Genomic DNA, 13,826 nt, shown 5'->3' with positions numbered 1-13,826 from the left:
GGCCCATCACTTGAGCGCCGCACGATGGCGGGCCTGCAAGCCGATATCGGTGATTTCGGTAAAGTTGATTTGGCTCCCGTCGATGATGGGGGCGTGGGTGCTGAAGACTTTGCGCTCCCCTGGCTTGAGCAGTACGTAGTCTTCCAACGCTTGAACCTGGCCGCCGGAATCGACTTGCACATCTACCAGGGACAAGTGAAACGCGCTCGGGTTGGTGACGGTTACCAATGGCCCCTTGGCGCGACGCCACACCAGCTGTGGCACCGCCTCTGATGAACTGCCTGCAAGCCCAGGTGGGCGATAGAACAGCTTGAGGCGCTGACGCACGGCAAATTGTACGCTGTCGGTGGCGTGCGGTTTGAGCGGGATTTCCATGACGTTGAGCAAGAACATCGATTCGGCGTCGCTGGGCAAGCCTTCGCCGGCGTACAGAATGCGCAGCAGATGATGCTGTTGAGCGTCCAGGCGAACCAGTGGCTGAACCACGGCGAACGGCACCGGCAGGGTTGCATCATCGTCCTCGCGAGTGACCCAGCTTTGCACCACCCGTTCGCCGGAGGACTGATTGACGATATTGATACTGGCTTCTTTGTATTGGCCAAAGTAGATCAGGCGAGTGCCTTCAACCTTGAGCGTCGCCTGCGCGCAAGGGGTTAAGGCCAGCAAGGCGGCAACCAGCGCACCGATCAAGAGCAGGGACCGGCAGGTCCGTAAGGTTGGCCAATGTTTGAGCGGTGACATAAGGGCGGACAGCATCCCCGGATCCATTTGAAGTGGCTTAGGACGCTCATGGTAGGAGGGAGCTTGAAGAATTTCTCTCAGGCGATTCTTAAATGCCGGGGCACGCGCTTCAATTCCCCAAGTGAGTACCCAAAGGCGACTTAGGAGTGAGTGCTGCTTATAAGACGCTATTCGTTGACATATAACTGTCGTTTTCAGGATGTACCTTTGCAGCGGAGTTTTTAATCAAGAAACGAGTAGACTCCGTCTATGTTCTGCGGTGTGGAGCTATCAATGTCTTGTAGGGAGTCGTCATGCGCAAAAGAAGTCTGGATGCACACACGAGGGCAAACACTTGAACCTTTTCTCTGAACATCGAGCACACGCCAGGAAAAAACTGTTTAGAACTCTGGCTGTCGCATCCGTTTTTTCAAATACGGCAACTGCCGGTGAGCAAAACCTCGAAAAACAAGACAATGCCTTGAAGTTTATGGTGTTCAATATCTGGAACAAGCAAGCCAATTCGAGCATCTGGAGCAAAGATGCGCAGGGACGACCGGCTGGCTTTTCTGAGGCGATGAACAATCTGCTCGACACCGTCAAACCCGATGTGGCGGTTTTTCCTGAACTCGATAATAACCGTGCACAAAAAGCACTTTTTATCGAGAGCATGAAAACCCAGTTGGCGCTCAGCAACAAAAACAACACGAGCTATTTTGCCCCGGCTTTTTTGGGTACCGCCAACACTGAAGGCGTTGCCACCACTGTTCAAGCCAATGCAAGGGAAGTCTTGCCCAACGGCGATGCCTTGCTCAGGCCAGGCAATGGCTTTCCAACGGTCATTGTTCACAATGAACACTCCAACTATTACGATGAGTCCACGCGTCGGCTGGCCGACAATCAACAATATAATCAACGTGTGAAACAGACGTTATTGCCCATGATCAGCATGGGCGACTTTAATGCCGGGGATGTTTCTGAGCGCGGACTGCTGACGGTTGAAGAACAAGCCTATTTGCTCCTGAAAACCACAAAGGCAAGCCCGAACAATCGGTCGCAGCTGTATATGAACTTGCTCAAGGAATACCCCGTCAGTCCCGAAGCGGCCGAAGCCGTTCAGCGTTACATTCAAGCGGGAGATGGAAGTAAAGAAATACCTGCAAACTGGTTCGCCAACGAAACGTACCCGGTAAAAAACAACTTGCCTGTTTCGTTGAATGTGCTGAAACAAGAGAATCAGATGCTGGAAAATGCCAATAGCAAAGAGTTGTTCGAGCCCCTTGAGGCGGGTGACGGTAGAACCACATGGCCCAGCCTGAATGAGGTGGCAAGTCAAAGTGTCTGGCCAAGTTGGGGGAAAGTTAAAATTGACCATGTTTTTGCTTCACGTCCTTTTGCCAAATGGATGGTGGTGGATGAAACGGCCAAAAACACTGGCGTGCTGACACAGCAATCCCAGTTTCAGTCGGGTGGCAAGCTTCAATCACTCTCAGACCATGAGCCCGTAGCGGTCACTGTGCGTTGGGCCGGGCCACAACTGCAGACGTATAGCGCACTGGAAATGGGCAAGGAAACGCAAAAGCTACGCTTGATTTGGGGCGCGGACGCTGCGGCCTATGCGGGCAACTCCGGGGCGTATTTCCTCACACGCAACAACCAGCGTAACGACGTGTACCTTGGGCAGGTCGCTGATGAGAACGGCATCCCCACCTTGCAGGGCCTGACACTTGCGCAGAAGAAATCACGGCTTGACTGCTCCAGCACAGACGCAGGCTTGAGCAAGGCGATCAGTCGCTATTGCCTGGATGATCACGCCCGGTTCAGCGAGTCTGTGATCCAGGACGGTAAAACCCTGATCGTCGAGGAAGATGAAGCCTTGGGCGCCAAGTCCAAGAGGCTGGTGCTGAACGATGGCACCTTGAGGATTGTCGCGAGCCAGATGGGCAGCCTGACGGGAACCGTGCAACTGGACGGTGCAGGCGGTGCGCTACAGATCGATGACGCAAGCAACAACGTCAAGGTCGATGGCGTGATCAGCGGTACAGGGGATCTGATCAAGCTGGGTGCTGGCCAGTTAACACTCAACGCTGAAAACACGTACTCAGGCAACACCTTCATCGATGAGGGACGGTTGACCATCAATGGGTCTATCGCCTCTCAAGCCATCGTTGATCGCAACGCGGTGCTGGCGGTCAACGGTCGGGTTGACGGTGTAACGGTCAAGAGTGGCGGCTTGCTGCAAGTCAACGATGGCGGGCAGGTTGGCCAGGTCGTGCTGGGCAGCGCGGCGCAAGGAAAAGCAGCTCGCCTGTCAGGTAGAGGCGTTGTCCAGCAACTGGTGCTTAACAGTGGCGGCCAGATCGCCCCCGGTCATTCTATTGGGGTGTTGAACGCCGGTGACGTCTCTTTCAATCCCGGCTCACTGTATGCCGTAGAAGTGGCGCCTGACGGGCGCAGTGACCGCATCCAGGCGACAGGTAACGCCGTGATCGCGGGTGGCGATGTCGTGGTATCCCTGGAGAATGCGGCGGCCCCGTTGAGTTCGGGCGAGGCCCACAGTCTGCTTGGGCAACGGTTCAACATCCTGAGCGCAAACGCGGGTGTCACCGGCAAGTTTGACTCGGTGAGCCCTGCTTATCTCTTTCTGGGAGCCGATCTGAGCTACCAGCCCCGACAGGTGATACTGAGTATTGATCGAAACGCCACGGGTTTTGCGCAGGTGGCACAAACCCCAAATGAACGCGCGGTGGCGGCAGCGGCCGAGACGCTAAAAGCAGGCAATCAGGTCTACGAAAGCATTTTGCTCTCCCGTTCAAGTGCACAGGCTCGGCAAACCTTCAATCAACTGACCGGGCAGGTTCACTCTGACCTTGCTGCGGCGCAGATCGCGGGCAGTCGCTACCTTCGCGAAGCGTTGAACGGGCGCTTGCAACAAACCCAGCAACAGGCCACTGATGCACAAATCGCACAGGTGGGTGAGGGAGGGTGGGTCCAGATACTCGGAGGCCGAAGCCAGATAGAGGCAAGCAACGCAGCCAGAGGCTATAGCGCCTCCACCCGCGGTGTACTGCTCGGGATGGATACTGAAATAACGGATGGCTGGCGTTTAGGGGGCGCTACCGGCTACACCCGCACAACATTGAATGGTGCATCTTCTGCCTCTGGGGAGAGTGACGACTATCACCTGTCGTTGTATGGCGGGAAGCGCTTCGACCACTTGTCATTGCGTATGGGGGCTGCGTCTACCTGGCATGTCCAGGAGACCTCCCGCAGTGTTGTGTACGACCCCGTCTCCGAGCGCCAGAAGGCGCACTATACATCCCGCACCGATCAGGTATTCGCTGAAGCCAGTTATAACCGATGGGAAAATGTGGAGCCCTTTGTCAATTTGAACCAAGTCAATTTCAAGAGTGACCGCTTCAAAGAGCGGGGAGGGCAAACGTCTTTGCACTCCAGCGCACAAACCCAGAATGCGACATTTTCCACGCTAGGGGTCCGCGGGCAAATGCGTTTGCCGAATGAGTCAGGCCGGGCTGTGACCTTGCGTGGCGAACTGGGTTGGCTGCATCAGTTCGGCAATCTGGCACGTGACACGTCGCTGAAGTTCGCCGGTAGCAATACAGCCTTTACAGTCAACAGCGTGCCGGTGTCCCGCGACGGTGCATTGTTGAAGTTAGGCGTCGAAACTGTGCTGTCCAAAGACACTTCGATATCGCTCAACTATAGCGGGATAGTTTCCGATGCCGAGAACAGTCACGGTATCAACGCAGGAGTTGCTTTCAGATTTTAGAGTGCCTACATAGACTTTAATACGCCGTTGCCAGCCTCGTGGCGCTGATAACGGCGTATTTATATTTACGCGTTATCATGTGTTTCGAGGCAACATCTGATTCCTCAAATAAGTCCCTCTTCCTTTAAGGCCAGCTGTACCGAAGGCAAGCTTTTCATGCGTTGCAAATACCCTTGGAACGGTTCTGCCCCCTCAAGTTTCAAATGGTCGAGCCAACTCAGCATCACAAACAAATAGATATCAGCAATAGTGGGTTCTTCGCCGACTAGATACTCCTTCTCGCCCAGCTGCTCTGAAAGCAGCCCGAAATTCTTGATCAGTAGTGACTTCGCTTTATCCTGCTCTGCCTCGGTAGCGCCAGCATGGAAAAAAGGCTTGAAGTTTCCATGGATCTCAGTTGTCATGAAAACCGTGGCTTCAAGCACACGCCAGCGGGCCATGCCCTGCGACGCCAAAAGCATGCCTGAGGAATGTGCGATGAACATTAAAATCGCCAAATTCTCAGTCATTACATTTCCGTCATCTAACTCAAGCGCAGGCACATATCCTTTAGGGTTGATCTTGATAAAGTTCCGTCCATCGCCTGTGAATTTATCGCGACCGACACTGATTAATTGATATGGAATACCGGCCTCGATAAGTGCAATATGTGTGGCCAGGCTACAGGCGCCTGGTGAGTAATAAAGCTTCATAAAGTTCCTCCTTATTCAGAAAATAATTGTGTGCCGATAACCACGCCAAAATATTGGATCATCACCCCTTTGCCAAGAACGCATTTTTTCAGGACTTAGTCATATGAATGTGACCGCACCTCTTAGTGAACACGCCAGTTGTGCCCCCGTAAGTGAAATTCTTAGTCGTATCGGTGAAAAATGGACTGTATTCGTGGTGATGGTTCTTCACGGGCAACCCAGGCGATTCAATGAAATAAAACGCCAGGTGGGCGGCATCTCACAACAAATGTTGACACGAACTCTCAAAGCCTTGGAACGTGACGGATTAGTCACGCGCACGGTGCATAGAACCATGCCGCCCCAAGTTGAATATGCGTTGACAGAGTTAGGGCAGTCATTGTCTGTGCCGATATTGCAATTAGGTAATTGGGCACAACGCCATATCAAAGTCATTCACAGCAATCGTGCGCAATACGATGCCTGCCTCCAGGCCGCCATGGAGGCCGAACAGAAAGACGATAAACAGGAGGGCTAGGGGGCTTTCTGGTTGCCGCCGAAGGTAACGCTCTTGTTCACGACTCGCCACCGCCCCGGTATCAGCTTGAAGGCGCTAGAGTCGAACGTGTTGGAACAATGCGCTCCAGCACCAGAAAACCGCCGGCCGGCAGGCGTCCCAGATAAATGTTCTCGGGCTGTCTGCCGAAGTGCATAAGCCGGCGGCCATCGCCGGAATACACATTGATGCCATCCGGCGTCGGTTCCCAGGCTGCCGGCATGCCGCCAAGCCAATGAGCGGCGCATGCCAGTTCGCCCTCTACGGCACGCGACCGGGCGTGCAACGCCAGCGTGCAGGTCTGGTCCTGCTCCTGCTGCAGGTAGACCCGCCATTGCCCTTCAAGCTCCTCGAAACGTGGCATTCTCAGCGTACTGGCCATCGCGGACTCTCCCGGTAAATCAATCAGTGCCAGGGCTGCGAGGAGCGCCCAGGCCCGTTTCGCTTGCATAGAACAACCCTCTGCTCAGAGAAGGGAGCGGCACAGACCGCGTGCCGCCCCCGCTGAGCACCTGTGGAGACGATTCAGACGACGATATCCGCCGCAATAACCTGGCCAACCAGTTGAACGGCGAAATCGGCCTGGCTATCGCCCGTCAGGTCGAGCTGCAGTTCGCTGGTCCCGGCGATATCGTCAAAGCTCAGCAACGCCTGTCCGGCCTGGCTGCTGAAGGTGCTGACGAAATTCAACGCCAGGTTGCCAGTGATAAAGGCACTGAAGGCTGACAGGTCGATCTTGTCCTGGCCCGAAGTGAAGTCGAGGATCTGGTCTTTGCTGGACAGCGTGGACTGCGCCGCATCGCTGAACAAAAAGGTATCCGCGCCGCTGCCCCCCCACAATTTATCCGCACCCAAGCCGCCGAACAGCACGTCATTGCCCGCGCCACCCGTAAGCTCGTTGGCCGCGGCGTTACCGATCAGCAGATCGTTGCCACTGCCACCGATGGCATTCTCCAGCGTTACGCCCTGGGCGATCGCGACGTTTCCGACCAAGCCGCCGACGTTGGAGAACGCGCCTTCGTTGAGGTTGATCTTCTGGTCCTGGGTAAAACCGGAGAAGTCCAGGGTATCGTTTCCGCCGGCGTCCCATACGGCGAAGATCGGCTTGGCACTGTCGGCAGTAAGCGTGAGGAAATCGCGGTCGGTATTGGAGTTGAAGCCATACACCGTATCACCGCTGCGCGTTTGGGTATTGGCGCCATAAACCTGCTGGATGGCCGCAATGTCGTCGAGCAGCGGCGCGGCGCTGTAGCCTTGGGTGGTTCGGGTAACCTGGTACAGGTTGCCGTCAATCTCCTCGATCGTCGTGGTCCTCTGCGAGAAGTCCTGGCGGGTATTGCTCTCGCTCCAGTAGCTCATGAGCGAGTAGCCTTGGGTGTCTTCGGCATACCCGGCGTTGTTCTCGTAACTCGCCGAGGCACCGTTGTATGCGCCCGGGTGCTCCAGGCCCAGCGCATGGCCGAACTCATGGGTCAGGCTCAGGCGCCCGGCATTTCCGAGGGCCGGGTCCTGGGTGGTGGGCCCCATCCAGACCTGAGCGGAAACGACCTCGCGTTGTACGTCCCCAGGTGCCCCTCGGGTGCTTGAAAGGTTGAATGCATCTCCCCAGCCGCCTTGGGAATAATTGCCGAACGTGATACTCGGCGACGCATCTGCCGCCACCTCGGTCAAGGTTATATTCGCCACATCCGTCCAGGACTGTATCGATGCGCGCGCCTGGATTTTCTGCGTGTCGCTGAACTCACTAAACCCGTCGATCCCCGCCTGTTGGAGGGTATTCGCGTCGGCGCTGGTACGAAAGGCATAGGTGAGGCTGATCTCATCCGCGCCCTCAGCCGGTCGCCAGGCATTGTTGCCGGCGATCTTCGCCGCAGCCTGGTCGACGGTGAACGACGGCTTGCCGTTCAGCTCCCGGTCACCGCCGCGTTCGTACAGACGGGAGAATTCATTGAACTGCCCGTAGGCCTCGCTGTTTCCTTGAGCCTGAAGCCGTTCGCCTACAGATTGATAAACCATGGCCATGTGCGTGTCCTTTAATGACTGAATATCGAAAGGAAGAAACAAAGGCAGCACTCATGCAGACCCACTGCCTCCATTCAGATACATCAACCACCCCAGGTGCAGGGTCATCCAGAAACCCCCTGGGCGGGGTCCCAGTGATTGATACTGTTCTCGAAAGCAAAGTTCATTAAACCGTCGGCAATGAGGCGTGGCAGGAGGAGGGCGCCGGCTGGTGTGTTCATGTGCAATCAGCTCTCGATAAAAACCTTCAAGGGCGGCTCGTGCATCAGGAAGTTCTGGTGTGAGATGTTCCAGGCATAGGCGCCCGCGAGCGTGAACACCAGCAGGTCACCAATCGCCAGCTGTGCCACCGGCTGCTGCCTGGCAAGAACGTCCTTGGGTGTACAAAGTTGGCCTACCAGTGTGACGGTTTGATTACTGATCTGAGGCGGCTGAGAGCCTCGCAATACCGTGAAAGGATGGTCGTGGCCTTGAGCCGAGGGTGTGCGAAAGTGGTGAGTGCCGCCGTGGCCGATGGCAAAAAACTCGCCATGGCTACTTTTGATGTCTAGCACCTGCATGACGTAGTAGCCACACGCCGCGCTGATGAAGCGGCCGATCTCGAAACGTACGCGGGTTGCGCCCATGTCGTACTGATTGATCAGCGCCTGCAGGCCCTGGCAGAAGCGTGCCCAGTCGAAAGACTGCGCCGCATCCTGATAATTGATGCCCATTCCACCGCCGACATTCAATAGCGGCAGTTGCAGGTTGTAGCCTGAACACAGTTGGCGGAAGGTTAAGAAGTAGCTGCGGATCAATTCAAGGTGCGCGTCGACATCCAACTGGTGCGACAACAGATGAAAGTGCAGGCCCTTGAGCGCCAGAGACGGTTCTTCGCGCAGCAACTGCAGGGCACTTGCCAGCCCCTCTTCATCCAGGCCGAACGGTGTGGGTTTGCCGCCCATGACCAAGCGGCTTTGCGGGGCCTGGGCCAGCTTCAGGTTCAGCCGCAGCATGACTGGAGCCTGGGTTCCCCGTTCGCGGGCGATACGTGCCAGGCTGCGCAGTTCGGTCAGGCTTTCGACATGAAACGCCGACGTCCGGTATTGCAGGGCAATGTCCAGTTCGCGATCAAGCTTGCCAGGGCCGCCAAAGATCAGCGGCTGGTCGGGGCACTGTTCATGCAGCCACGTCAGTTCGCCGCCAGAGGCCGCCTCGAAACCGTCGACCCACGGCGCCAGGGTTTTCAGCACCTGGGCTTCCGGATTGGCCTTGGCCGCGTAGAACAGTTCGCAGTTTTCCGGCAGAACCTGGCGCATCGCCTTTATGTGGCGTTCAAGGGCGGGCAGGTCGTAGACGTAGGCGCATAAGGGCGCGTCGTGCTCAGCCTTGAGCTGCAGGATGCGCTGGGTCACGGCAACGGGAAGGCTCATGCGCGCTTCCTCTTATCAACCACCGCCAGCGGACTGGGCAACCAGGTGTAGCCTGCCTCGCGGTCGGCACGCATCATCAGGCGAGTCATGAAGTTTTCCTTGCTGGGGAAAGGGGCGCCAGCGCACAGCTCACGCAGTTCTGTCGGATGGTCCAGGCGCGCGGATTGCACGTGCAGCAGGTCGCCGACCTGTGCCCACAACTGCTGCTCCAGCGAGCCGCTGCCGTTGGCCAGATGGAAGATCGCTTCGCCGAGATTGTTCACCAATGCGCAGTAACCCACTCGTTGCCAGGCCTTTTGCGCGCTGTAGTACACCGAACTGCGGGTACGTTCATCCAGTGCGCTCAGTCGTTCGGCGGGCCAGATTTCAGGCACCAGCTTGGTGCCCTCCAGATCGCGAATCCAGACCCGGCTGGGCAGCCCGTTTTCAGCGAAACCGATGACGGTGTTCTGCAAGTGCGGCTCCAATGCCACGCCCTGGCGGAACAGGCAATACAGCACGCCGCCGAGCATCTGGCTGGCATAGGCCTGCAGCCAGTTCAGCGTGGCTTGCTCAATGCTCAAGCCGGTGCTGTCGGCATAACGCTGCACGTGCAGACGGCACACACTGCGACCTTGCCGATCCCAGGTAAACAGCGCCATTGCCACTTGCGGTTGATGTTGCTTGCGGTCAGCGAGGGGAAGATTCTCCCGGTAGACGATACCGAAACACTCGGTGACTTCGCGGGCCTGCTCCAGCGTCCCCAGAGCACTGAGGTCCAGGCTGGTGGCGCTGGGCTCGGGCATCAGCCTGAAGCCGGGTTGCTGTGTCGCCAGGGCGTCCATGACCGGGCCGAGCAGACGGGTGAGGGCGACGGCACTGTCCAGTTCATACCAGGCGTTCTTGCGCACGCAGTTGGTCAGGCGCACGTGCATCGAGAACTTCATGAAATAGGCCATTTGCGGATGGTAGAGCGTGCGCACCGATGACGTCGGGTACATGGCCTGCCCCAGTGGACCGAGGTATTGGATCAACCCTTCTTGTTGCGCGCGCTGTACCAGCGGGTCGGCCAGCACGCGGGCGACTTCCCAGGGGTGGCACGGGTAGGCATCGTCGCGCCCCGACAGGTGCTGCAGCGTGCTGCGCGGGTCCTCGCCCTGATGACGAATCAGCGTCGGATCGACCTTGAACCAGTGCAATTGAAAGCGGGCGCCGACTTCCGGCGAGCAGGCCAGCAAATCCTCATGGGAAATGCCTTCGCGACTTTTCGGCGTCGGATGCAGCGCGTGGCCCCACAGCTGGTGCTGTTCGGAGGCCAGCAGGCTGTCGGTGGCTTCGGTTGGGCGTGAGTGACGCAAAAAGGTGCGGGTGATCTGCAAGCTGTTAGCGACTTGTTGCAGCATCTCGCTGACGCGCTCGACGCCACTCAGCGGGGTGCAGAGCAGGCGGGCGAGCTCGGCGGCACTCAAGGGGCGCCAGCTCTGGTTGTGGCCTTTGAAATAAGGGCCGCTTAAGTAGTGGCAACGGCCCAGCAGGCTACAGCGGTCGATGCGCACAATCAGCCGGCCACTGGGCAGGCGAATGCCGATGCAGCGAGCGTTGGCCTGGCGCAGGCTCATCGGCAGATCCTGTGCCTGATAGTTCAGATTCGCTTCGTTGCGCGGCAAGGCGTATTCACGCAAATAGCAGTTGAGCAGGCATTCGATGGCATGCCGTTCGGCCTCACCATCGAGTGCATGGTCATGGAGGGAGACAGTGTTTTGTGATGTGGTATTCAGAGCAAGCGTCATGCCGGAATCTCCCGGGAAGCGATCAATAGCGGACGGGCAAGTACCATGGCGGTTATGGCCGCCAGACACGCAACGAGAAAGGGCGAAGCGATGCCACAGGCCTGACTGACCAGCGCGGCGGTGACCCCGGCAGCGGTGCCGGCCCATTTGCCGCTGGAGTCGAACCAGCCAAACAGGCGACCGGCGCTGCCTTTTTGGCTGCGCTGGCTCAGGCATCGGTGCAGCCCGACAAAACTGAGCAGCATGCCGGCACCGTTGAGCAGGCGCAGCGCGAACAGCAGCTCAGCCTGCACGCTCCAGAATTGCAGGGCGTTACTGATCGCCAGCAACGCCAGCCCCGGCAACAGCAGGTTGCCCTGATGCTTCTGAACCCAGGGCAAGGCCAGCAGGTAAACCAGGTGCGGCAGGCTGTAGAGCACGCCGATCAGGGCATCGTTGCCAATGTTCAGTTGCTCGCCGAAGGGCACGAAGTAAGGGAAGGTGACGACCATCGCGAAACTGAACAGAAATTGCACCGCCAGTAATCGCGCCATGTCTACCGGCAGTTCGCCCAGGGGTTCTGTTTTCTTATTGGCCAAGGCATGCCTGGGGGCGTCCTTGGGCAGCGGCAGGATAAGCACGAAAGCCAGCAGGGGTAACCAGGCCAGGTAGCGATACAGCTCTAGCCCCAAGCCCTGCGCAGTCAACAGCCCCAACAGGATCGGGCCGCTGATCATCGCCAGGCGTGCTGAATACTGTGTCCAGTTCAGGGCGCGAGACAAATCGCCCCCCTTGAACTGGGTCGACAGGTAGGCGTTGGATGCCGCCATTGCACCGCCAAAGGTGCCCTGAATGATCAATGCCAGGACAAACACCGTTAGATTGGGGCTGAAGCCGGCCAGCAGAAAGCCCGCAAACAGCCCGGCATGCGCACGCAGCAAAGACAGGCGACAACCGTTGCGATCGGCCCAGCGCCCCCAGATCGGCGCCGCCAGCGCGGTGCAGAGGGTCGGCAGTACGAACAGCACGCCGATGGCCCAGCCGGGAGTGTCCGGTGCCAGGTCGTTGAGGATGCGCGGCAGGTACAACGGAATGCCCAGCGCCGTGAAGGCAGACAGGTAATGCCCCAGCAAGACGCTGGTGATCAGACGCCTTTGCATGCAGCCTCCGCCAGCAGGAAGTTGGCTGCGCTGTAGCCATAGAACTTATTGATGTCGCTGGCCCCGGAATGCGCCTTGCTGAACAGGCTGCCGGCGCTGAGCAAGTATTTGACCGGCAGTTTCGGGCGATCGAGCAGCCAGAAGTGCGCATCGTGACAGTCGATGCCTTGCGCCTGGAGTTGTTCCAGGCCCCCCATGAGACGCTGACGCAGCGTGCCGTACAGGCTGGATCGGGACGCCAGGCCTGCGGTGGCTATCGCTTCCAGGATCGCAACGATGTTCAACTGCAAGGTAATGGTGCAGAACATCTCGGCCAGGGCCTGGCTGCCGTCGACGCGAATGCGCTCGTCCTGCAAGGCTGCCGGCAGATCAGCAAGATCCGGGCAAGCCGTTGCAAAGCGCTGCGGCCACAGGCGCGCGGCGTCGTTGTCCTTCATCAGCAGGCGCAATGGCTGACCCTGCTCGAATATCAAGACGGCGTTCTGCTGGTTGGCCTCCAGCGCGATGCCATACTGCAGCCACAGTCGCAGGTGGACCTGAAGCAACAGATCGAGATACTCCTCCAGCCATTGTTGCAGCGAACCGCCGTGGAAGCGCTCGACCAGTTGTTCGAGAAACAGGCGCCCATCGGCAAGCGGGGCGGCCAGTGCCGCGACAGGCACCAGGGTGGTGTTCTCAAGCCCTGTCGGGTAGCGGCGTACGATATAGGCCAGATGGCGACTTTCGGCGGCATGGCCACCGTGTTGTTCATCGACATGCACATAACGTGAGGCCAGGGTGGGGTCGCGCTCGGCCAACGTCATCAGAGTGGTCTGGAACCAGTGACCGTCGTAGAGGGTGCTGGGTTTTATCAGGCGCAGATTGCGTGCGCCGAGCGTGCTGACCAACAACGGCAATTTGATGTGCCACTGAGGTTGCTGCACGCAGACCACTGTGCGCACGGACAGCGTAGGCTCGACCTGCATGGCAGTGCGTGGCGCCTTGAATGTGCCCTCAGGCAGGCCAAAGTGCTCCAGTTCGTCCCAGGTCAGCGGGTGTACTGGCAGCAATACATGGCTGTTTTGCAAGCTCAGTGGCAAGCCGACCGCCTCGAAGTCCGGCCAGTGCGGCGGCTGTGGGCAGGTCAGGGTCAGTGCCTGGTTGGGAACCGCCAGCCAGTTGAGTTCAAAGCGCGGTGCGAACTCTGGCGCGTAGCCTTTGAGCGCAGTGGCATCAAAGCCGCTTTTGGCCCGTGCCGTTGGATAAAACGGGTGATCCAGGTAGCTGGCCAATTGGTCGATTTTCAGCAGCCTCTGCGACCAGTCCTGCACATCAAGCGCCTCGCTCAGCATGGGCGCATGACGGTGATACGCTTGGTTGCACAGGGCCCGGTGTTCAGCCGCGCAATCGGCTTCTTTCAGATACGCCGCGAACAGGTTCAGGCTATCTTCATCCAGGCCGTGGCTCAGGTGGCCCAGCCAGAGCCGGTAGCCGAGTTGCATTTCGATGTGACGCTGCGGCGACACCTTGATCCAGGCCTCGCCCGTACCGATCCAGTCCTGTAGCGGATACGCCTTGGTCACCGGCAACCAGAGTTCGTCGCCGCCCAAATGAGCGATTCGCAACCAGTGGGTGTCGGGTTGATCCGGCACGTGCGGCCTCAGGTCTGGCGCCAGCGGGCAAATCTGCCCTTGGCTGACGATCCCGCGGATATCTTCGCGCAGGCAGCAATCGATGATGCGTCGAGTCATGAACGCCTGATCCTGCG

10 protein-coding genes are annotated in these 13,826 nt (G+C 58.2%); 2 read left to right on the top strand and 8 right to left on the bottom strand.

The genetic code is table 11. The features are described from left to right. Nucleotides 1–6: 6 nt before the first annotated feature. A complete protein-coding gene (locus tag HZ99_RS03440) occupies nucleotides 7–756 on the bottom strand; it encodes a molecular chaperone (RefSeq protein ID WP_235205560.1) in 750 nt (249 codons plus the stop codon). Between the two features lie 319 nt (nucleotides 757–1,075). Between HZ99_RS03440 and HZ99_RS27355 the strand changes: the two genes are divergently transcribed. After that, nucleotides 1,076–4,510 (top strand): autotransporter domain-containing protein, encoded by a 3,435-nt coding sequence (locus HZ99_RS27355; RefSeq protein WP_158484041.1) that lies wholly within the window; start codon nucleotides 1,076–1,078, stop codon nucleotides 4,508–4,510. A gap of 104 nt (nucleotides 4,511–4,614) precedes the next feature. Here HZ99_RS27355 and HZ99_RS03430 read toward each other — a convergent pair whose 3' ends face one another. Then, the gene (locus tag HZ99_RS03430; protein ID WP_038441337.1) at nucleotides 4,615–5,202 is read right to left on the bottom strand and encodes a glutathione binding-like protein; all 588 of its coding nucleotides are present in this window, start codon (nucleotides 5,200–5,202) and stop codon (nucleotides 4,615–4,617) included. 103 nt (nucleotides 5,203–5,305) lie between these two features. Between HZ99_RS03430 and HZ99_RS03425 the strand changes: the two genes are divergently transcribed. After that, a complete protein-coding gene (locus tag HZ99_RS03425) occupies nucleotides 5,306–5,719 on the top strand; it encodes a winged helix-turn-helix transcriptional regulator (RefSeq protein ID WP_038441336.1) in 414 nt (137 codons plus the stop codon). Between the two features lie 61 nt (nucleotides 5,720–5,780). Here HZ99_RS03425 and HZ99_RS03420 read toward each other — a convergent pair whose 3' ends face one another. From HZ99_RS03420 to HZ99_RS03395, 6 genes are all read right to left on the bottom strand, one after another. Further along, nucleotides 5,781–6,188: an AprI/Inh family metalloprotease inhibitor gene (locus tag HZ99_RS03420; protein WP_038441334.1), complete on the bottom strand. Its 408-nt coding sequence runs from the start codon at nucleotides 6,186–6,188 to the stop codon at nucleotides 5,781–5,783. Between the two features lie 74 nt (nucleotides 6,189–6,262). Beyond that, complete coding sequence (locus HZ99_RS03415; RefSeq protein ID WP_051903024.1) at nucleotides 6,263–7,759, bottom strand: serralysin family metalloprotease; 1,497 nt, start codon at nucleotides 7,757–7,759, stop codon at nucleotides 6,263–6,265. Between the two features lie 227 nt (nucleotides 7,760–7,986). Then, nucleotides 7,987–9,171 (bottom strand): type III PLP-dependent enzyme, encoded by a 1,185-nt coding sequence (locus HZ99_RS03410; RefSeq protein ID WP_038441332.1) that lies wholly within the window; start codon nucleotides 9,169–9,171, stop codon nucleotides 7,987–7,989. Then, on the bottom strand, nucleotides 9,168–10,940 hold the full coding sequence (locus tag HZ99_RS03405; protein WP_051903022.1) for an IucA/IucC family protein: 1,773 nt from the start codon (nucleotides 10,938–10,940) through the stop codon (nucleotides 9,168–9,170). The genes HZ99_RS03410 and HZ99_RS03405 overlap by 4 nt, the downstream gene beginning before the upstream one ends. After that, nucleotides 10,937–12,079 carry an MFS transporter gene (locus tag HZ99_RS03400; RefSeq protein WP_038441330.1) on the bottom strand — a complete coding sequence of 381 codons (1,143 nt, stop codon included), beginning with the start codon at nucleotides 12,077–12,079 and terminating at the stop codon, nucleotides 10,937–10,939. Before HZ99_RS03400 ends, HZ99_RS03405 begins: the two co-directional genes overlap by 4 nt. Then, complete coding sequence (locus HZ99_RS03395) at nucleotides 12,064–13,809, bottom strand: IucA/IucC family protein (RefSeq protein WP_235205559.1); 1,746 nt, start codon at nucleotides 13,807–13,809, stop codon at nucleotides 12,064–12,066. Before HZ99_RS03395 ends, HZ99_RS03400 begins: the two co-directional genes overlap by 16 nt. Between the last annotated feature and the right edge of the window lie 17 nt (nucleotides 13,810–13,826).

The sequence above is a fragment of the Pseudomonas fluorescens genome (genome assembly GCF_000730425.1).
GTDB lineage: Bacteria > Pseudomonadota > Gammaproteobacteria > Pseudomonadales > Pseudomonadaceae > Aquipseudomonas > Aquipseudomonas fluorescens_X.
Note: the sequence above shows the minus strand (reverse complement) of the source record. Positions and strands in the feature narration are given on the sequence as shown.

What these genes read in the sequence shown, in the direction of transcription:
- HZ99_RS03440 (WP_235205560.1), bottom strand. Translation starts at nt 756, where the DNA reads ATGCTGTCCGCCCTTATGTCACCGCTCAAACATTGGCCAACCTTACGG.
- HZ99_RS03430 (WP_038441337.1), bottom strand. Translation starts at nt 5,202, where the DNA reads ATGAAGCTTTATTACTCACCAGGCGCCTGTAGCCTGGCCACACATATT.
- HZ99_RS03425 (WP_038441336.1), top strand. Translation starts at nt 5,306, where the DNA reads ATGAATGTGACCGCACCTCTTAGTGAACACGCCAGTTGTGCCCCCGTA.
- HZ99_RS03420 (WP_038441334.1), bottom strand. Translation starts at nt 6,188, where the DNA reads ATGCAAGCGAAACGGGCCTGGGCGCTCCTCGCAGCCCTGGCACTGATT.
- HZ99_RS03415 (WP_051903024.1), bottom strand. Translation starts at nt 7,759, where the DNA reads ATGGCCATGGTTTATCAATCTGTAGGCGAACGGCTTCAGGCTCAAGGA.
- HZ99_RS03410 (WP_038441332.1), bottom strand. Translation starts at nt 9,171, where the DNA reads ATGAGCCTTCCCGTTGCCGTGACCCAGCGCATCCTGCAGCTCAAGGCT.
- HZ99_RS03405 (WP_051903022.1), bottom strand. Translation starts at nt 10,940, where the DNA reads ATGACGCTTGCTCTGAATACCACATCACAAAACACTGTCTCCCTCCAT.
- HZ99_RS03400 (WP_038441330.1), bottom strand. Translation starts at nt 12,079, where the DNA reads ATGCAAAGGCGTCTGATCACCAGCGTCTTGCTGGGGCATTACCTGTCT.
- HZ99_RS03395 (WP_235205559.1), bottom strand. Translation starts at nt 13,809, where the DNA reads ATGACTCGACGCATCATCGATTGCTGCCTGCGCGAAGATATCCGCGGG.